This is a genomic window from Kitasatospora sp. NPDC088391 (assembly GCF_044753345.1).
GTDB lineage: Bacteria > Actinomycetota > Actinomycetes > Streptomycetales > Streptomycetaceae > Kitasatospora.
Genome location: NZ_JBIVNB010000003.1, coordinates 292074 through 310271, shown reverse-complemented (window position 1 = coordinate 310271; position 18198 = coordinate 292074). Strand labels below are relative to the sequence as shown.

Sequence of the window (18198 nt, the reverse complement as noted above, 5' to 3'; positions counted from 1 at the left end):
CCCCACGGCCAGAAGGCGAGCGCAGTCCACCGTCATGCACGTCGCGCACCTGTCGCTCGCCGACTTCCGTTCCTACGCCCGGGTCGAGGTCCCGCTCGACCCGGGCGTCACCGCGTTCGTCGGCCCGAACGGGCAGGGCAAGACCAACCTGGTCGAGGCGATCGGCTACGTCGCCACCCTGGGCAGCCACCGGGTGGCCACCGACGCCCCGCTGGTGCGGCTCGGCGCCGAGCGGGCGGTGATCCGGGCCAGCGTGGTCGCCCAGGGCGGCCGGACCACCCTGGTGGAGCTGGAGCTGACCCCGGGCAAGGCCAACCGGGCCCGGCTGAACCGTTCCGACAACATCCGCCCGCGCGACGTGCTGGGCGTGCTGCGCACCGTGCTGTTCGCCCCCGAGGACCTCGCGCTGGTCAAGGGCGACCCGGGGGAGCGGCGGCGCTTCCTGGACGAGCTGCTGACCGCCCGGGCCCCCCGGCTGGCCGGGGTGCGCTCCGACTACGAGCGGGTGCTCAAGCAGCGCAACGCCCTGCTGCGGACGGTGGCGATGGCCCGCCGGGCCGGTGGAGGCAAGGCCGCCGACCTGTCCACCCTGGAGGTCTGGGACGGCCATCTCGCCCGCGCCGGGGCCGAGTTGACGGCTTTTCGGATCCAGCTGGTGGCCGCCCTGCAGCCGCTGGTCGGCGCGGCCTACCGCCAGCTGGCGCCGGGCGCGGGGGAGACCGTGCTGGAGTACCGCTCCTCCTTCGAGGGCGAGCTGCCGACCAACCGCGAGCAGGCCGAGCAGCAGCTGCTGGACGCCCTGCTGGCCACCCGCAAGCAGGAGGTCGAGCGCGGCCTGACCCTGGTCGGCCCGCACCGGGACGAGCTGCTGCTGCGGCTGGGCCCGCTGCCCGCCAAGGGCTACGCCAGCCACGGCGAGTCCTGGTCCTACGCGCTGGCGCTGCGGCTGGCCTCGTACGAGCTGCTGCGGGCCGAGGGCGGGGAGCCGGTGCTGGTGCTGGACGACGTGTTCGCCGAGCTGGACGCCCGCCGCCGGGACCGGCTGGCGGAGCTGGTGGCGGGCGGCGAGCAGGTGCTGGTCACCGCCGCCGTCGCCGAGGACGTGCCGAAGGCGCTGAGCGGCGCCCGGTACGGGGTCTCGGACGGCACTGTGGCCCGTCTCACCCCGTGAGTCCCGGGAAGCACGTACCCTGGGCGGCTCGTCGGCGGAGTTGTCCACAGCCTGGGGATGGAGCGCGATGACCGAGGGTCCGGAGCTTTCCGGGGTGGACCTGGCCCGGGTGGCGCTGCGGGCGGCCAAGGAGCAGGCCCGGCTGCGCGGCGAGCAGGTGCGCGAGCGCCGCGAGGCGAAGCGGACCGGGCTGCGCAGCGGGGCGCGCGCGGACGGCCGCGACCCGGTGCCGCTGGGGGCGGCGCTGAACCGGTTGATCACCGAGCGCGGCTGGGAGGCGCCCGCCGCGGTGGGCGGGGTGATGGGCCGCTGGTCGCAGATCGTGGGTCCGGACATCGCCGCGCACTGCGTGCCCAAGTCGTACGCGGAGGCCGAGGCGGTGCTCACCGTGCAGTGCGACTCCACCGCGTGGGCCACTCAACTCCGTTTGCTGGCACGCCAGTTGGTGGCCCGACTGAACCACGAGCTGGGCCACGGAACGGTCCGGGTGATCAAGGTGCTGGGGCCGGACGCCCCGGTCCGCGGGTACGGGCGGCTGCGGGCTCCGGGCAGCAAGGGCCCGGGCGACACCTGGGGCTGACCGGGCCGAGGCGGAGCGGTCTGCTCCGGAATCGCTGGCGGCCCCGCCAGGCGCTCTGAGACCCCCTGGCGAGTATCGGGACACGTCCCGAGGGGATTCAGGGCGGCACATCTGCCCTCAGAGGCTGCCAAACGCCCCTCACTGTCGGTCGTACCGGTAGACTGAAGCGCAATCACCGTTGTGTGCAGCAACCGAGACGAAACGCTGTGGTCGCACACCTGCCCGTACACCGGGAAGGGGCGCGACCCGCGCTGTGCCAGAGAGGGCGCTTCGTGGCCGATTCCGGCAACCCCAGCCAGACCCCAGACCCGTCCGACAACAAGGCCTACGACGCCAACGCCATCCAGGTGCTGGAGGGGCTCGACGCCGTCCGCAAGCGCCCGGGCATGTACATCGGTTCGACCGGTGAGCGCGGCCTGCACCACCTCGTGTACGAGATCGTCGACAACTCGGTCGACGAGGCGTTGGCGGGCCACGCCGACACCATCGACGTGACGATCCTGGCCGACGGCGGCGTGCGGGTGGTGGACAACGGGCGAGGCATCCCGGTCGGCATCATGCCCGGCCAGGACAAGCCCGCCGTCGAGGTCGTGCTGACGGTGCTGCACGCCGGCGGCAAGTTCGGCGGCGGCGGCTACGCGGTCTCCGGCGGCCTGCACGGCGTCGGCATCTCGGTGGTGAACGCGCTCTCCACCCGCCTCGCGGTGGACATCAGCACCGACGGCGCCCGCTGGACGCAGGAGTACAAGTCCGGCGCCCCGACCGCCCCGCTGGCCCGGCACGAGGAGACCCCGGAGACCGGCACCACGGTCACCTTCTGGGCCGACCCGGACATCTTCGAGACCACCGTCTACTCGTTCGAGACGCTCTCCCGGCGCTTCCAGGAGATGGCCTTCCTCAACAAGGGCCTGACCATCGCGCTGACCGACGAGCGCCCCGAGCACGTGGACGACGAGGGCAAGCCGCTCTCGGTCACCTACCGGTACGACGGCGGCATCGCCGACTTCGTGGCCCACCTCAACTCCCGCAAGGGCGAGGTGATCCACCCCTCGGTGATCGACTTCGAGGCCGAGGACAAGGGCAGGACGATCTCGGCCGAGATCGCCATGCAGTGGAACTCGTCCTACACCGAGGGCGTGTACTCCTTCGCCAACACCATCCACACCCACGGCGGCGGCACCCACGAGGAGGGCTTCCGGTCCGCGCTCACCGGTCTGATGAACCGGTACGCGCGCGACAAGAAGCTGCTCCGCGAGAAGGACGACAACCTCTCCGGCGAGGACATCCGCGAGGGCCTGACCGCGATCATCTCGGTCAAGCTCGGCGAGCCGCAGTTCGAGGGCCAGACCAAGGACAAGCTCGGCAACACCGAGGCCAAGACCTTCGTCCAGAAGGTGGTCAACGAGCACCTGGCCGACTGGCTGGACCGCAACCCCGCCGAGGCCGCGGACATCATCCGCAAGTCCATCCAGGCCGCCAGCGCCCGGGTCGCCGCCCGCAAGGCCCGCGACCTGACCCGGCGCAAGGGCCTGCTGGAGTCGGCCTCGCTGCCCGGCAAGCTCTCGGACTGCCAGTCCAAGGACCCGGCCGAGTGCGAGATCTTCATCGTCGAGGGCGACTCGGCCGGCGGCTCCGCCAAGCAGGGCCGCGACCCGCGCACCCAGGCGATCCTCCCGATCCGCGGCAAGATCCTGAACGTCGAGAAGGCCCGGATCGACAAGGTGCTGCAGAACACCGAGGTCCAGGCGCTGATCTCGGCCTTCGGCTGCGGCATCCAGGAGGACTACGACGCCGAGAAGCTGCGGTACCACAAGATCGTCCTGATGGCCGACGCCGACGTCGACGGACAGCACATCCGCACCCTGCTGCTGACCCTGCTGTTCCGCTTCATGCGCCCGCTGGTCGAGGCCGGGTACGTCTACCTGGCGATGCCCCCGCTGTACAAGATCAAGTGGGGCCGGGACGAGTTCGAGTACGCCTACTCCGACCGCGAGCGCGACGCGCTGATCGCCGCCGGGGTCGAGGGCGGCCGCCGGCTCCCCAAGGACGACGCGATCCAGCGCTTCAAGGGCCTCGGCGAGATGAACGCCGAAGAGCTGCGCGTCACCACCATGGACGCCGCGCACCGCCTGCTGCTCCAGGTCACCCTGGAGGACGCGGCCCGCGCCGACGACCTGTTCTCCGTCCTGATGGGCGAGGACGTCGAGGCCCGCCGCTCCTTCATCCAGCGCAACGCGAAGGACGTCCGCTTCCTGGACGTCTGACGTCCCGTCAAGGATCGTTGAAAGGAAACTGACCACCAGTGGTCGACGACAACCGTCCCGACGGCGGCGAGCAGCCCGAGGACAGCACCACCACCACCGACCAGAGCGGCGGACGGGTCGAGCTCATCGAGCTCGAGACCGAGATGCAGCGCTCCTACCTCGACTACGCGATGAGCGTCATCGTGTCGCGCGCCCTGCCGGAGGTCCGCGACGGCCTCAAGCCGGTGCACCGGCGCGTGCTCTACGCGATGTACGACGGCGGCTACCGGCCCGAGAAGGGCTACTACAAGTGCGCCCGCGTGGTCGGCGACGTGATGGGCAACTACCACCCGCACGGCGACACCTCCATCTACGACACCCTGGTCCGGCTCGCCCAGACCTGGTCGATGCGGATGCCGCTGGTCGACGGCAACGGCAACTTCGGCTCCCCGGGCAACGACCCGGCCGCGGCGATGCGCTACACCGAGTGCAAGATGATGCCGCTGGCGATGGAGATGATGCGCGACATCGACGAGGAGACCGTCGACTTCGCCGCCAACTACGACGGCCGGCAGCAGGAGCCGACCGTCCTGCCCTCGCGGATCCCCAACCTGCTGGTCAACGGCGCCACCGGCATCGCGGTCGGCATGGCCACCAACATCCCGCCGCACAACCTGCGCGAGGTCGCCTCCGGCGCGCTCTGGGCGCTGGAGCACCCCGAGGCGTCCAACGAGGAACTGCTGGAAGCCCTGATCGAGCGGATCAAGGCCCCCGACTTCCCGACCGGCGCGCTGATCGTCGGCCGCCGCGGCATCGAGGACGCCTACCGCACCGGCCGCGGCTCGATCACCATGCGCGCCGTGGTCGAGGTCGAGGAGATCCAGGGCCGCCAGTGCCTGGTGATCACCGAGCTGCCGTTCCAGGTCAACCCGGACAACCTCGCCCTCAAGATCGCCGACCTGGTCAAGGACGGCCGGATCGCCGGCATCGCCGACGTCCGCGACGAGTCCTCCTCGCGGACCGGCCAGCGCCTGGTCATCGTCCTCAAGCGGGACGCGGTCGCCAAGGTCGTGCTCAACAACCTGTACAAGCACACCGACCTGCAGACCAACTTCGGCGCCAACATGCTGGCCCTGGTCGACGGCGTGCCGCGCACCCTCTCGCTGGACGCCTTCATCCGGCACTGGGTCGCCCACCAGATCGAGGTCATCGTCCGCCGGACCACCTTCCGGCTGCGCAAGGCCGAGGAGCGCGCGCACATCCTGCGCGCCCTGCTCAAGGCCCTCGACCAGATCGACGCGGTGATCGCGCTGATCCGCGCCTCGGAGAGCGCCGACGCCGCCCGCACCGGCCTGATGCGGCTGCTCGCCATCGACGAGCTGCAGGCCAACGCCATCCTCGAGATGCAGCTGCGCCGGCTGGCCGCGCTGGAGAGCGCCCGCATCCTCAGCGAGCACGACGAGCTCCAGGCCAAGATCAACGAGTACAACGCGATCCTCGCCTCGCCCTCCCGGCAGCGCGAGATCGTCTCCGAGGAGCTCACCGCGATCGTCGAGAAGTACGGCGACGAGCGGCGCTCCACCCTGATCCCCTCCGACGGCGACCTCTCGATCGAGGACCTCATCGCCGAGGAGGACATCGTGGTCACCATCACCCGCGGCGGCTACGTCAAGCGCACCCGCTCCGACCTCTACCGCTCGCAGAAGCGCGGCGGCAAGGGCGTCCGCGGCGCGCAGCTGAAGCAGGACGACATCGTCGACCACTTCTTCGTGACCACCACCCACAACTGGATCCTGTTCTTCACCAACAAGGGCCGGGTCTACCGCGCCAAGGGCTACGAGCTGCCGGACGCCGGCCGCGACGCCCGCGGCCAGCACGTCGCCAACCTGCTGGCCTTCCAGCCGGAGGAGCACATCACCCAGGTGATGGCCGTCCGCACCTACGAGGACAAGCCGTACCTGGTCCTCGCCACCCGCGGCGGCCTGGTCAAGAAGACCCCGCTCAAGGACTACGACTCCCCGCGCTCCGGCGGCCTGATCGCGATCAACCTGCGCCAGGACGAGGAGGGCCGGGACGACGAGCTGATCGGCGCCGAGCTGGTCTCCGCCGACGACGACCTGCTGCTGATCTCCAAGAAGGCCCAGTCGATCCGGTTCAAGGCCACCGACGAGGCGCTCCGCCCGATGAGCCGGGCCACCTCCGGCGTCAAGGGCATGGCCTTCCGCGAGGACGACGAACTGCTCTCGATGAACGTGGTCCGGCCGAGCACCTTCGTGTTCACCGCCACCGACGGCGGCTACGCCAAGCGCACCTCGGTCGACGAGTACCGTGTCCAGGGACGCGGCGGTTTCGGCATCAAGGCGGCCAAGATCGTCGAGGGCCGGGGCTCGCTGGTCGGCGCGCTGGTGGTCGAGGAGACCGACGAGATCATGGCCATCACGCTCTCCGGCGGCGTGATCCGGACCAGGGTTTCCGAAGTCCGTGAAACCGGACGTGACACGATGGGCGTCCAACTGATCAACCTCGGAAAGCGCGACGCGGTGGTGGGCATGGCCCGCAACGCGGAGGCCGACGAGGAGGAGGGCCCGGAGGACGCCGAGACGGCGGAGTCCGCGGCCACCACCGAGCACGAGGCGGACGGTACGCCCGACCAGGGCTGATGCCAGGACGCCGACCGTGCCGCCCGCTCCGCCCCGTCCACCGCGGGGCGGGGCGGGCGGCCCGGGTCGACCGCAGGCCACCGGGGCAGGCGGAGCAGGAGCACAACACGGTCCAGGGCGGTGCGGCCGGCCTGGCGAACGGTTCGGGAGGACCACGGTGAGCGGAGCCACGGGTGCTGGAGGTGCCACGGGCGGCGTGTCGGGCGGGCAGGGCGGGGTGCCGTACGGCGGCACACCGCAGCGCCCCGCCGAGCACCCGGCCTCGTCCACCTCGGTGATGCCCCCGGTCGGCCAGGCCGGGGCCCAGCCGGGCTACGGCGGCCAGACCCCGCCCCCGCCGCCGAGCACCCCGCCCGCGGCGGGCAGCGGCTTCTCCACGCCGACCACCTACACCAAGGGCCAGCCCACCCCGCCGCGCGGCACCCGCACCACCGGTGCCGGCGGCCCCGGCCAGGCCCCGGCACCGGCCCGCCGCCCCGGCCCCGCCGGACCGGCCGCCGGCCGGACCCGGAAGGCCCGGCTGCGGGTGGTCAAGGCCGACCCGTGGTCGGTGATGAAGGTCAGCTTCCTGCTCTCGCTGGCCATCGGCGTGATCGTGATCGTGGCCGCCGCCGTGCTCTGGATGACCCTCGACGGCCTCGGCGTCTTCGACTCGCTGACCAGCACCTTCAAGGACATCACCGGCAGCGACAGCGCCGGCGCCTTCAACCTGATGGACTACATCGGGTTCGGCAAGGTCATGCTGTTCACCACCCTGATCGCGGTGGTCGACGTGGTCCTGATGACCGCCCTGTGCACCCTGGCGGCGTTCATCTACAACTCGGCGGCCGGCTTCACCGGCGGCATCGAGCTGACCCTCGCCGAGGAGGACTGACCGACTCCCGCTGACGGAACGTCAGGGTGCGGAATTCCCCGGGCCCCACAGGCTGTTGAAGCCTGCGGGGCCCGTTGCCGTCCCCGGGCAATCGGGTGACCGGGCGGCGCGCCGGGACCGGCCGCACCGCCCGCCGTGGACAAATGGAGGACGGGGAGAACGGGCACGGGCCCGTCCGGCCGCGGCACGGCGGCCACCGGGCGGCCCCGACGGGAACGGCCGGCCGGAGGTCCGCGATGGCACAGGACGCACAGCAACTCGTCGACGCGCTGGAGGGCCTGATCGGCCGTCCGATCCCGATCCGGGTCCGCCTCCGGAACGGCCCGCCGGCCGGCCCGCCCGGCGCCCCCACCGTGGTGCTGCGCAACCGCCGCGCACTGCGCCACCTGTTCTGGTCCCCCGGCGAGCTCGGCCTGGCCCGGGCCTACGTGGCCGGGGACCTCGAACCCGCCGCCGACACGGACCTGTACGAACTGCTGGGCGCCGTCGCCGCCTTCCGCGAGGACCCGGAGTTCCTCGGCGCCCGGATCGGGCCCCGCCAGTACCTCGGCGCCCCCGGCCGCCGCCTGCTCGCCGCCGCGCTGCGGCAGGGCGCGGTCGGCCCGCGGCCCACGCCCCCGCCCGAAGAGGTCCGCCGCCGCCGCGGCGCCACCCACAGCCGCCGCCGGGACCGCGCCGCGATCAGCCACCACTACGACGTCGGCAACGACTTCTACCGGCTCGTCCTCGGCCCCACCCTGGTCTACTCCTGCGCCTACTGGGAGCCCGGTGCCAGGAGCCTGGAGGACGCCCAGACCGCCAAGCTCGACCTGGTCTGCCGCAAGCTCGGCCTCCGCCCCGGCATGCGCCTGCTGGACGTCGGCTGCGGCTGGGGCTCGCTGGTCCTGCACGCGGCCCGCCGGTACGGCGTCCGGGCGGTCGGCGTCTCCCTCTCCGCCGAGCAGGTCGCGCTGGCCCGGCAGCGGGTCGCCGAGGCCGGTCTCGCCGACCGGGTCGAGATCCGGCTCCAGGACTACCGGGAGGTCCCCGACGGCCCCTTCGACGCCGTCTCCAGCGTCGGCATGGCCGAGCACGTCGGCTCCGCCCAGTACCTGCTCTACGCCCGCCGGCTGTACGAGCTGCTCGCGCCCGGCGGCCGCCTGCTCAACCACCAGATCGCCCGCCGCCCGCTCCCGCCCGGCACGGCCTACCGGCTCTCCCCCTTCATCGACCGCTACGTCTTCCCGGACGGCGAGCTCTCCCCGGTCGGCACCACCGTCTCCCGGCTGGAGGACGCGGGCTTCGAGGTCCGCGACGTCGAGGTGCTGCGCGAGCACTACGGCCGCACCCTCCGCGAGTGGGTCGCCAACCTGGAGGCCCACTGGCCGGAGGCCGCCGCGCTGGCGGGCCGCGGACGGGCCCGGGTCTGGCGCCTCTACATGGCCGCCTCCGCCGTCGCCTTCGAGCAGAACCACATCGGCGTCAACCAGGTCCTGGCCGTCCGCCCCACCCCCGCCGGGGCCTCCGGCTTCCTCGCCACCCGGGCCGAATGGCTCGCCGGGGCCCCTGAGCAGGGCCGTCCGGAGGGGGCCCGGGATACGGATTTGGGAGATCGGCCGTCGGTCCGCTAATCTTTCAGTGCGGCAAGGGCCTATAGCTCAGACGGTTAGAGCGCTTCCCTGATAAGGAAGAGGCCACAGGTTCAAGTCCTGTTAGGCCCACCGGCGCGAAGGCCCCGATCACCTGGTGATCGGGGCCTTCGACGTGTTCGGGCCGTAACCCCGTGCCCGCGGCGGTCGTTGGACCGGGTGCGCAGAGGCAACACAGGGTGAGCCGACTCGAAACTGACGTGAAATCGGGGACAGCCGGGCGACAGACCCGGTCATTGGGTGACGTGGGACGTAGCGCGACCTCTGCTCCGGCCGGCGGATGATCCGGCCCCGCCCGCCCCGGGCGACAGGGCGGTTCCCACGTCATGTCTTCATTCACCCTGTGAGGCACACCCATGTCCATGGAAGCCGCGCTGCTCGAGTCCAGGACGCTCCGCAGCGGCCTGCGCGAGCGCACCGAGGTCCTCGACGAGGTCAAGGCCCTCGTCCTGCTGCCCGACGGGCTGCACGTCACGACCCGGATGGTCGCCGACTACTTCGAGGTCGGCGAGAACGTCGTCCGGATGATGCTCCGTCGCCACCGCAAGGAGCTGGAGAGCAACGGATTCACCGTTTTCAAGCCTGTGGAAAACCCCGCGAACCAGAAGTACTTCGAGTACTTCTGGCAGGTCAGCGGCTCGGAGGAGGGGTTCCGGCCGTCGCGGGGCGCCGATTCGTTCGCGCCCCCTGTGGATAACTTGATCGGCCGCCCGCAGGGCGGTGGGAACGGCATCGCGCTGTACTCCCGGCGGGCCGTGCTGAACGTGGCGATGCTGCTGCGGGACAGCGAGGTCGCGCGGCGGGTGCGCGGCCGGCTGCTGGACGTCGTGGAGGCGGCGGCGCGGCCGGTGGCGGAGCCGCCGGTGGTGCAGGAGTTCCGGGCCAGGCCGTGGCGGCGGTGGAGCGAGCTGCGCTGGGACGAGTACCCGGCGGGGCGGGCCGACCCGGTGGCCCCGGCGGGGGCGATCGAGCGGCGGCTGGACGTCCAGGGCGCGCTGATCGCGGCGATCGGTGAGCGGATCACCCGGCAGGAGTCGCGGATCGACGACCTGGCCGAGGACGTCCGGGTGATCCGGCGGGACGTCGCGCAGCTGCGCGGGCGCCGTCGCCGCCGTGGCTAGCCGGTAGGGGGGGCGCCCCCGGGTCGGGCGGCCGTGGGAACGGCGGCGGGCCCGGGGGCGTTGGCGGGGCATGGGGTACTTCTGGGCGATGAGCCTGCCGGGTCTGGTCTGCGCCCTGGTGGTGCTGGCGTTCGTGGACCAGATCGCGCTGCGGGCGCGGCGGAGCCGGTGGATTCCCTGGCGCGGGATGGGGCGGGAGGGCCAGATCTCCGCGACCGGCTTCGAGCAGCTGCACGCCCAGTTCGCGGCGGGCAAGCAGGCCGAGCTGGACCAGCGGACGACCACGCTGATGCTCCGGGACGAGGAGGGCGAGGGCGCGCCGCCGCGGTCGACGGTGGACCTGGCCGGCGGGGTCGCGGTGATTCGCACGGCCCGCCCGGGGTCGGACGATCCTACTGGTGGGGGAGCGTCAAAGACGGTGGCGGATCGGTCGGTTGGCGGTGGCGGGGGCCGCTCTTGAACGGGTTACCGGTGTGTATCATCGGCCCCAGGGCGGTCTGCAGCCTGACCGCTGGTTCGTGCTCCCCATCCAAGCAAGCAAGAAGGACGAGGTCCCGCGGTGAAGAAGCTCCTCCTGGTCGCCCTGGTCGCCCTCGGCGGCTTCTTTGTCTACCGTCAGGTCCAGGCGGACCGCGCCGAGCAGGACCTGTGGACCGAGGCCACCGACCCGGTCCCCGCCGGCCGCTGAGCCGTCGGACGAAAGTCTTCTCGGACCGGCCCGCGGAGCACGGGCCGCGGCCGGTCCGAAACCCGCATGGGGCGTTGCCCGTGAGCGGGTAGGCTAGTCCCCGTTGCTCGGGGCCTTAGCTCAGTTGGTAGAGCGCTGTCTTTGCATGGCAGATGTCAGGGGTTCGACTCCCCTAGGCTCCACAGAGGCTTAACAGAGGCTTCACAGCGAAACACCCCCGGTCGCGTCACCGCGACCGGGGGTGTTCTGCGTCCGTCGCCGGGCCGTCCCGGGGTTCAGTGCGGCTTGCGCGGGTCGTGCGGCTTGGGCCGGTCCTCGGCGGGCCGGTCGGCGTCGTCCAGGTCCTCGTGCGGCGTCGACCCGTTGAGCGCCGCGCCGCCGGCGGCTGCGTCGGGGGCGGCGGGGGCGGGCGGCGGGGTCGGGGTCGGGTCGGCGTGCAGCGGGGGCTCGGTCAGCCACTCGGGGTTGTTCTGCTTGCGGCACCACTGCCAGGCGAGCACGCCGGCGCCGATCGCCAGCGCGCCGGTCACCGCGAGGCCGGTGGTCCAGCCGCTGCGGTGCCGCTTCCTGGCGTTCTTCGCGGCCAGCCCGCCGATCTCGGCGGCGGTGACGTTGCCGTGCAGGGCGGTGATCGCGGCGGCGCCGCGGGTCTGCGCCTCCTGGGCCAGCGGGGTCACGGTGTCCCGGGCGGCCTGGAAGGTCTCGGAGACCTTGGGCACCACCGTGGTGCGGGCCTGCCCGGCGGCCTGGCCGGCCGAGAGCTTGGCGGCGAGCGCGGCCTCCTGGGCCCGGTGGACGGCCTTCAGCGCGGCCTTCTGGGTCTCCGGGGGGAGGCTGGCGAAGGCGTGCTCCAGGTGCGGGGCGAGGTGCTTGACGTACTGCACCCGGGCGGTCTGCGCGGCCTGGCCGGCGCCGGCCCTGGCCTGTGCTCCGGCGGCCGCGGCCTTCGGGCCGAGTGCCTCCAGCCGGGGGCCGAGCACCTGCTTGGCCTCCTCGGCGTAGTGCAGGGCGGTTTCCTTGGCGGAGACGGCGTAGGGCGCCACGGCGTCCTTCGCCCGTCCGGCGGTCTCGCGCGCGGTGTCCGTACGGCTCACGGGCTTCTCCTTGTCGGCGGGTGTCCGGTGGGTGTCCGGTATGCACTTTTCCACCTGGTAGGAGATCATGCCTGCCGCCCGGCCGCCGGGCACCTTCGGCTGAGCCGTCCGCGACCTCCGTGGGATGATTCGTCGGATAGTCAGCTCAAAGAGACAGGAAGGTACTCCCGTGGCCGAGGAACTCACCGCCACCCTGAAGACCAACCGCGGCGACATCGTGGTCAAGCTCTTCCCCCACCACGCCCCCAAGACCGTCGCCAACTTCGTGGAGCTGGCCGAGGGCACCCGCGAGTGGAAGAACCCGGAGACCGGCGAGGTGGCCGCCAAGCCGCTGTACGACGGCACCGTGTTCCACCGGGTCATCGAGGGCTTCATGATCCAGGGCGGCGACCCGCTGGGCAACGGCACCGGCGGCCCGGGCTATAAGTTCGCCGACGAGTTCCACCCGGACCTCTCCTTCGACCGCCCGTACCTGCTGGCGATGGCCAACGCGGGCCCGGGCACCAATGGCTCGCAGTTCTTCGTCACGGTCGCCCCGACCAGCTGGCTGAACCGCAAGCACAGCATCTTCGGCGAGGTCGTGGACGCGGCGAGCCAGAAGGTCGTCGACGAGATCGCCACCACCGCCACTACCAAGCCGTACGACCGCCCGGTCAACGACGTGGTGATCGAGTCGGTCGTCGTCTCGCGCGGCTGATTCCGGCCCCCACCGCCCTCCGGGGCGGCCCCGCGCGCCCCGGCGCGCAGTAGCCTGGACGGTCCCGGCGGTGCCCCGTGTTCGCACGGCGGCGGCGCCGGGACCGCGCTGTTCGAGGCCGTTCGAGGCTGTTTGAGGAGGGACTGCGGCGATGCATCCGGAGGAACCCGTGGGGCCGATGCCGACGGACGGCCAGGGGCGGGGGAGCGGGCCGGCCCGCTGCCCCCGGCACCCGGAGCGGGAGACCGGGGTGTCCTGCACCCGGTGCGGGCGGCCGGTCTGCCCGGAGTGCATGGTGCCCGCCGCGGTGGGCTTCCAGTGCCCCGAGTGCGCGCACGGCGGGGCCCCGCGGCAGCAGTACCCGCCGCAACAACCCCGGACGACCGCCCGCGGGCTGCTGGCGCTCGGCGACGGGGCGCTGGTCACCAAGGTGCTGATCGGCCTGAACCTGCTGGTCTTCCTGTACACCCAGTACGTCGCCGACGGCCTGCAGGCCGGTCGCCTGGTGCTGTGGAGCAGGGCGCTCCCCTCGGGGGCGCGGGGCGGTCTCGCGGCCGGTCCGGACGAGTGGTACCGGCTGGTGTCGGCGATGTTCATGCACGCCGGCCTGCTGCACCTGGTGATGAACATGTTCTCGCTCTGGGTGCTCGGCCCCCAGTTGGAACGGGTGCTGGGGCGGCTGCGCTACCTCGGCCTGTACCTGGTCTCGGGCGTCGCGGGCAACGCGCTGGCCTACCTGGTGACGGGTGCGGACCTGCAGTCGGTGGGCGCCTCCGGGGCGATCTACGGGCTGATGGGCGCCACCGCGGTGCTGTTCAAGGTGACCCGGACGCCGATGCAGCCGGTGATTGCGCTGCTGGTGGTGAACCTGGTCTTCACCTTCTCGCTGAGCGACGTCATCGACTGGCGGGCGCACGTCGGCGGCCTCGTGGCGGGCCTCGTCACCGGGGCGGGCCTGATGTACGCCCCACGGGCGCACCGGAACCTGGTGCAGGGGTTGACGGTGGCCGGGGTGCTGGCGCTCTCGCTGGTGCTGATGCTGCTCGGGACGGCGCGCCTGCCGGGGTGAGCGGGGCCGCGGGCGGGATGCTGGTCGGCGGCCGCGGTTGTCCACAGCCGGTGGGCAGGGCGGCGGGACGGCCGATTGGATTTTCCCGCTCTACGCGCGTTATGCTGCTGCGTTGCGAGTTATCCACAGGCTGGGCGGAGTTTTCCCCAGTGTGGACAACCCTGTGGATAAACGTTCGGGACGTGCGCCGCGCGTGCGGGCCGGGACGTCCGGGGCATGGCGAACACCGCCCCGGCGCGCGGTGGCCGGAGCGGTGCGAGGGGCACGGAGGGGCGGGACCGGGGCCGCCCGGTGGGCGGCCCCGGCCTCACTTCCACTGGGTGGAGACGCCGAAGCCCGCGGCGATGAAGCCGAAGCCGACCAGGATGTTCCAGTTGCCCCAGCTGTGGACCGGCCAGTCGCTGCTGGTCACGTAGTAGGTGACGATCCAGACCAGGCCGATCAGGAACAGCACCAGCATCAGTGGAGCCACCCAGCTCCGGCCGGAACTGATCTTCACGGCCGTCGCGGTGCTCGGCGGCGTGTAGTCGGCCTTCTTGCGGAGTCGAGACTTCGGCACGAGGGGCTCTCCTGTCGATGCGCTGGGACCGCGCAGGTGGGTCAGCGTGGGGCGGGCGGCGAAGGGGCCGGTCAGTGCGGTTGGTGCTCCGCACATGCCACCGGCGTCCGTTAGCGTAGTGGCTCGCCGGGTCTTGAGGAGATAAGGGTACGGTGCCTGATTCCACGATTTCTTCCGTCGCCCCGACTCCGCGCCCGCGCCGAGGGCGAATTGTCGGACGTGCCCTGACCTGCACCGTCTTCGCGCTCGCCGGGCTGCTCTTCTACGTCAGCGCGGAGACCGCCCGCGGCACCGATCTGCGCACCGACAACTCGCTGCTCAAGCTGAGCGACGTCATACAGCAGCGCTCCACCGAGAACCAGGAGTTGGAGGCGCGGGTCGCCGACGACCAGGCGCACGCCGACCGGCTGGCCCGGCAGCAGGGGCAGAGCCCGGACGACGCCGCCAGGCTGGCCGCGCTGCGGTCGGCCGCGGGGCTGGAGCCGCTGCGCGGGCCCGGGATGACGGTCACGCTGGACGACGCCCCGCCGAACGCCACCGCGCGCATCCCCGGGGTGCCCGAGCCCGGCGTGAACGACCTGGTGATCCACCAGCAGGACATCCAGGCCGTGGTGAACGCCCTCTGGCGGGGCGGGGCCGAGGGCGTCCAGGTGATGGACCAGCGGCTGATCTCCACCAGCGCGGTGCGCTGCGTCGGCAACACCCTGCTGCTGCAGGGCCGGGTCTACTCGCCGCCCTACGTGATCCGCGCGGTGGGGCGGACCGCCGACCTGCGCGCCGCGGTCGACGGCGACCCGACCATCCGCAACTACCTCGGCTACGTGGCCGCCTACGGGCTGGGCTGGAAGGTCCAGGAGAACGGCGAGCTGAACCTGCCGGGGTACGCCGGATCGGCCGATCTGCGGGCCGCCGCCGCCCAGTAGGGCACGGGGGGCGTCCCGTTGCCCGGATACCCTCCTGGGCCGGGCGCACGGGCGTCTACGCTTGGGCAGACCCGAAACACCGAGGAGCACCATGTACGGCTGGATCTGGCGGCATCTCCCGGGCCCCGCGCCGGTGCGTGCGCTGATCGCGCTGCTGCTCGTCCTCGGGGTGGTCTACGTCCTGTTCCAGTACGTCTTCCCGTGGGCCGAGCCGCTGCTCCCCTTCGGGAACGTGACGGTGGATCAGGGCGCGGGCGGCTGAACCGGGCCGTCCCGTCCGTGCCCCACCCCCGAAGCACCCGCATCCCAGGAGTAGCGATGACCTCCGCCGGCCGCCCGCCCCGCATCCTCGTGGTCGACAACTACGACAGCTTCGTCTTCAACCTCGTCCAGTACCTGTACCAGCTGGGCGCGGTCTGCGAGGTGGTCCGCAACGACGGGCTGACGGTGGCCGACGCCCGGCTCCGGGACGGCGAGGACGGCTACGACGGGGTGCTGCTCTCCCCCGGGCCCGGCACGCCCGAGGAGGCCGGGGTGTGCGTGGAGATGGTGCACCACTGCGCGCGGATCGGCCTGCCGGTGTTCGGGGTCTGCCTGGGCCTGCAGTCGATCGCGGTGGCCTACGGAGCGGTGGTCGGCCGGGCCCCCGAACTGCTGCACGGCAAGACCTCGCCGGTGCTGCACGAGGACGGCGGGGTGTTCGAGGGGCTGCCCTCGCCGCTGACCGCGACCCGCTACCACTCGCTGGCGGTGGCGCCGGAGACGGTGCCCGCCGAGCTGGTGGTCACCTCGCGCACCGACAGCGGCGTCGTCATGGGGCTGCGGCACCGCGAACTCCCGGTCGAGGGCGTGCAGTTCCACCCCGAGTCGGTGCTGACCGAGGGCGGCCACCGGATGCTCGCCAACTGGCTGGCCGAGTGCGGCTTCCCGGAGGCGGTGGAGCGCTCGGCGGGCCTCGCGCCGGTCATCGGCCGGAGCTGACCGCGTGACGGCCGTGCGCCCGGAGGGGGGCGTCCCCGGAGAACTGGGCGGTCCGGACGACTGGAGCGTCTACCTGGCGCCCGGCGAGCAGCCCGCCGAGCAGACCCTGCGGCTGCGGCTGCCCGCCGCCGAGCCGGAGTCCGGCCCGGACGGACAGCCGGACGGACAGCCGGACGGGCAGTCGGACGGCGGCGGGGGAGGGCGCCGGGTCGGGCTGAAGCCGGGCACCGGGCGGCGCCGGGCGGTCGGGCGGGCCGCCGGCCCGCGCCCGCCGCGGCCCAGGGAGCGGCGCCGGGTGCGGGCGGCCCGGCTGGTGGGGGAGTGGTTCATCACCCTCGGCCTGGTCCTGCTGCTGTTCGTCTCCTACCAGCTGTGGTGGACCAACCTGCAGGCCGACCAGGCCGCCGACGCGGCCGGCAAGCGGCTGGAGCAGCAGTGGGCGCAGCCGCGGACCGACCCGTCCGGGGCGCCCGGCGGGGCGACCCCGGCCCCGCAGACCGCGTTCGAGCCCGGGCAGGGCTTCGCCCTGATCCACATCCCGAAGCTCGGCCTGCGCTACCCGATCGCCGAGGGCACCAACAAGCAGCAGGTGCTCGACAAGGGCCTGGTGGGCCACTACCCGGGCACGGCGATGCCGTCCGACCCGAACGGGAACTTCGCGGTGGCCGCGCACCGCACCACGCACGGCGAGCCGTTCCGGTACATCACCAGGCTGGTGCCGGGCGACAAGGTCGTGGTGGAGACCGCGACCGCGTACTACACCTACGAGGTCGCGGGCGGCATCCCGGTGACCCCGCCGACCAACGTGGCGGTGCTGCAGGCCGTTCCGAAGGGCTCCCCCTTCACCGGCCCGGGCCGCTACCTGACGATGACCACCTGCACCCCGGAGTACAGCGCCACCTCGCGGCTGATCGTCTTTGGCAAGATGGTCGAGGAACGACCGCGGAGCCAAGGCCGGCCCGAGGCGCTGGCGGGGCAGGACTGAGCAGCGAGGGCACGGCACAGCATGGGGAAACGGCACGGCAAGCCGAAGCGCGGGCGGTTCGCGGCGGTCCTGGGGGTGACCGGCGAACTGCTGATCACGCTCGGCCTGCTGATGGGCCTGTTCGTCGCCTACTCGCTCTGGTGGACGGACGTGGTGGCGGACCGCTCGGCCGGACAGGCCGGGGACCGGCTCCGGCAGACCTGGACGGCCCCGTCGACGCCGCCCGGGGGCGGCGGGGGGAGCACGGCCGCCGCGCCCGTGTACGCGCCCGGTGACGGGGTGGGCTTCCTGCACGTCCCGGCGCTCGGCCGGGGCAACCAGATAATGATCAAGATGGGCACCGCGCCGGAGGTGCTGAACGAGGGCGTGGCCGGGGTCTACGAGGAGCCGTACCGCTCCGCGATGCCCTGGGACGCGCAGGGCAACTTCACGCTCGCCGCGCACCGGGACGGCCACGGCGCCAAGTTCCACGACCTGGACCGGCTGGCGGCGGGCGACCCGGTGGTGGTGGAGACCAAGGACGCCTGGTACGTCTACAAGGTCGCCGGGACGCTGCCGCAGACCTCCAAGTTCAACGTGGGCGTGGTCGCGCCGGTCCCGCAGGGCTCGCCGTTCACCAAGCCGGGCCGCTACCTGACGCTGACCACCTGCACGCCGGTGTACACCTCCCGCTACCGGATGGCGGTCTGGGCGGAGCTGGTCCGGGTCGACCCGGTGGACGCGCAGCGCACCCCGCCGGCCGAGCTGCGCTGACGCCCCGTCGGTCGGAGGGTCCGTCAAGGTCCGTCAGGGTCCGTCCAGGCCCGTCGACGGCGGGGGGGGGGGCCGGGGGGGGGGGGCGCGGGGGGGGCGCACGCGGGAGGCCCGGCGTCGTGGCCGCCCGGGGGGGGCGGGGGTTGTACGCCGCGGGGGGGCGCACCCGCGG

At 72.6% G+C, this 18198-nt stretch carries 18 protein-coding genes and 2 tRNA genes; 18 read left to right on the top strand and 2 right to left on the bottom strand.

Features of this window, described 5'->3' with window-relative positions:
• Nucleotides 1–34 precede the first annotated feature (34 nt).
• From recF to ACIQBJ_RS10055, 11 genes are all read left to right on the top strand, one after another.
• Complete coding sequence (recF, locus tag ACIQBJ_RS10105) at nucleotides 35–1171, top strand: DNA replication/repair protein RecF (RefSeq protein WP_400706625.1); 1137 nt, start codon at nucleotides 35–37, stop codon at nucleotides 1169–1171.
• Nucleotides 1172–1238: 67 nt separating this feature from the next.
• Nucleotides 1239–1751, top strand: coding sequence for a DUF721 domain-containing protein (locus ACIQBJ_RS10100; RefSeq protein WP_400706622.1), 513 nt, complete (start codon nucleotides 1239–1241; stop codon nucleotides 1749–1751).
• 272 nt (nucleotides 1752–2023) lie between these two features.
• Nucleotides 2024–4015: a DNA topoisomerase (ATP-hydrolyzing) subunit B gene (gyrB, locus tag ACIQBJ_RS10095; protein WP_400706619.1), complete on the top strand. Its 1992-nt coding sequence runs from the start codon at nucleotides 2024–2026 to the stop codon at nucleotides 4013–4015.
• Nucleotides 4016–4053: 38 nt separating this feature from the next.
• Nucleotides 4054–6654 carry a DNA gyrase subunit A gene (gyrA, locus tag ACIQBJ_RS10090; RefSeq protein WP_400706616.1) on the top strand — a complete coding sequence of 867 codons (2601 nt, stop codon included), beginning with the start codon at nucleotides 4054–4056 and terminating at the stop codon, nucleotides 6652–6654.
• Between the two features lie 196 nt (nucleotides 6655–6850).
• Nucleotides 6851–7528: a DUF3566 domain-containing protein gene (locus ACIQBJ_RS10085; protein ID WP_400706613.1), complete on the top strand. Its 678-nt coding sequence runs from the start codon at nucleotides 6851–6853 to the stop codon at nucleotides 7526–7528.
• Between the two features lie 236 nt (nucleotides 7529–7764).
• A complete protein-coding gene (locus tag ACIQBJ_RS10080) occupies nucleotides 7765–9138 on the top strand; it encodes a class I SAM-dependent methyltransferase (protein ID WP_400706610.1) in 1374 nt (457 codons plus the stop codon).
• A gap of 16 nt (nucleotides 9139–9154) precedes the next feature.
• A tRNA-Ile gene (locus ACIQBJ_RS10075) sits at nucleotides 9155–9228 on the top strand.
• A 284-nt stretch (nucleotides 9229–9512) separates the two neighbouring features.
• Complete coding sequence (locus ACIQBJ_RS10070) at nucleotides 9513–10277, top strand: hypothetical protein (RefSeq protein ID WP_400706607.1); 765 nt, start codon at nucleotides 9513–9515, stop codon at nucleotides 10275–10277.
• An 88-nt stretch (nucleotides 10278–10365) separates the two neighbouring features.
• The gene (locus ACIQBJ_RS10065) at nucleotides 10366–10737 is read left to right on the top strand and encodes a DUF6191 domain-containing protein (RefSeq protein WP_400706604.1); all 372 of its coding nucleotides are present in this window, start codon (nucleotides 10366–10368) and stop codon (nucleotides 10735–10737) included.
• 99 nt (nucleotides 10738–10836) lie between these two features.
• Nucleotides 10837–10965, top strand: a complete 129-nt coding sequence (locus tag ACIQBJ_RS10060) for a DLW-39 family protein (RefSeq protein WP_014137031.1) — start codon at nucleotides 10837–10839, stop codon at nucleotides 10963–10965.
• A gap of 109 nt (nucleotides 10966–11074) precedes the next feature.
• Nucleotides 11075–11147, top strand: a tRNA-Ala gene (locus ACIQBJ_RS10055).
• Between the two features lie 93 nt (nucleotides 11148–11240).
• On the opposite strand, the gene ACIQBJ_RS10050 is transcribed toward ACIQBJ_RS10055, so the two are convergent.
• A complete protein-coding gene (locus tag ACIQBJ_RS10050) occupies nucleotides 11241–12059 on the bottom strand; it encodes a DUF5324 family protein (RefSeq protein WP_400706601.1) in 819 nt (272 codons plus the stop codon).
• A 169-nt stretch (nucleotides 12060–12228) separates the two neighbouring features.
• On the opposite strand from ACIQBJ_RS10050, the gene ACIQBJ_RS10045 reads away from it, so the two are divergent.
• Nucleotides 12229–12756, top strand: coding sequence for a peptidylprolyl isomerase (locus ACIQBJ_RS10045; RefSeq protein WP_400706598.1), 528 nt, complete (start codon nucleotides 12229–12231; stop codon nucleotides 12754–12756).
• A 151-nt stretch (nucleotides 12757–12907) separates the two neighbouring features.
• The gene (locus tag ACIQBJ_RS10040; protein WP_400706595.1) at nucleotides 12908–13825 is read left to right on the top strand and encodes a rhomboid family intramembrane serine protease; all 918 of its coding nucleotides are present in this window, start codon (nucleotides 12908–12910) and stop codon (nucleotides 13823–13825) included.
• A 307-nt stretch (nucleotides 13826–14132) separates the two neighbouring features.
• Here ACIQBJ_RS10040 and crgA read toward each other — a convergent pair whose 3' ends face one another.
• Nucleotides 14133–14384: a cell division protein CrgA gene (crgA, locus tag ACIQBJ_RS10035; protein ID WP_400706592.1), complete on the bottom strand. Its 252-nt coding sequence runs from the start codon at nucleotides 14382–14384 to the stop codon at nucleotides 14133–14135.
• Nucleotides 14385–14536: 152 nt separating this feature from the next.
• On the opposite strand from crgA, the gene ACIQBJ_RS10030 reads away from it, so the two are divergent.
• The 5 genes from ACIQBJ_RS10030 to ACIQBJ_RS10010 all read left to right on the top strand — a co-directional run bounded on the left by ACIQBJ_RS10030 (nucleotide 14537) and on the right by ACIQBJ_RS10010 (nucleotide 18026).
• Nucleotides 14537–15307: a DUF881 domain-containing protein gene (locus ACIQBJ_RS10030; RefSeq protein ID WP_400706589.1), complete on the top strand. Its 771-nt coding sequence runs from the start codon at nucleotides 14537–14539 to the stop codon at nucleotides 15305–15307.
• 91 nt (nucleotides 15308–15398) lie between these two features.
• Nucleotides 15399–15569, top strand: a complete 171-nt coding sequence (locus tag ACIQBJ_RS10025) for a hypothetical protein (RefSeq protein ID WP_014137037.1) — start codon at nucleotides 15399–15401, stop codon at nucleotides 15567–15569.
• Nucleotides 15570–15625: 56 nt separating this feature from the next.
• Nucleotides 15626–16288, top strand: a complete 663-nt coding sequence (locus tag ACIQBJ_RS10020; RefSeq protein ID WP_400706586.1) for an aminodeoxychorismate/anthranilate synthase component II — start codon at nucleotides 15626–15628, stop codon at nucleotides 16286–16288.
• A 4-nt stretch (nucleotides 16289–16292) separates the two neighbouring features.
• Entirely contained in the window at nucleotides 16293–17273 is a 981-nt protein-coding gene (locus tag ACIQBJ_RS10015) for a class E sortase (RefSeq protein ID WP_400706583.1), read from the top strand.
• Nucleotides 17274–17294: 21 nt separating this feature from the next.
• On the top strand, nucleotides 17295–18026 hold the full coding sequence (locus ACIQBJ_RS10010; RefSeq protein WP_400706580.1) for a class E sortase: 732 nt from the start codon (nucleotides 17295–17297) through the stop codon (nucleotides 18024–18026).
• The last annotated feature ends 172 nt before the right edge of the window (nucleotides 18027–18198 follow it).

Coding starts and splice junctions, on each gene's coding strand:
- recF (WP_400706625.1), top strand. CDS start 35: ATGCACGTCGCGCACCTGTCGCTCGCCGACTTCCGTTCCTACGCCCGG.
- ACIQBJ_RS10100 (WP_400706622.1), top strand. CDS start 1,239: ATGACCGAGGGTCCGGAGCTTTCCGGGGTGGACCTGGCCCGGGTGGCG.
- ACIQBJ_RS10080 (WP_400706610.1), top strand. CDS start 7,765: ATGGCACAGGACGCACAGCAACTCGTCGACGCGCTGGAGGGCCTGATC.
- ACIQBJ_RS10070 (WP_400706607.1), top strand. CDS start 9,513: ATGTCCATGGAAGCCGCGCTGCTCGAGTCCAGGACGCTCCGCAGCGGC.
- ACIQBJ_RS10065 (WP_400706604.1), top strand. CDS start 10,366: ATGAGCCTGCCGGGTCTGGTCTGCGCCCTGGTGGTGCTGGCGTTCGTG.
- ACIQBJ_RS10040 (WP_400706595.1), top strand. CDS start 12,908: ATGCATCCGGAGGAACCCGTGGGGCCGATGCCGACGGACGGCCAGGGG.
- ACIQBJ_RS10025 (WP_014137037.1), top strand. CDS start 15,399: ATGTACGGCTGGATCTGGCGGCATCTCCCGGGCCCCGCGCCGGTGCGT.
- ACIQBJ_RS10020 (WP_400706586.1), top strand. CDS start 15,626: ATGACCTCCGCCGGCCGCCCGCCCCGCATCCTCGTGGTCGACAACTAC.
- ACIQBJ_RS10010 (WP_400706580.1), top strand. CDS start 17,295: ATGGGGAAACGGCACGGCAAGCCGAAGCGCGGGCGGTTCGCGGCGGTC.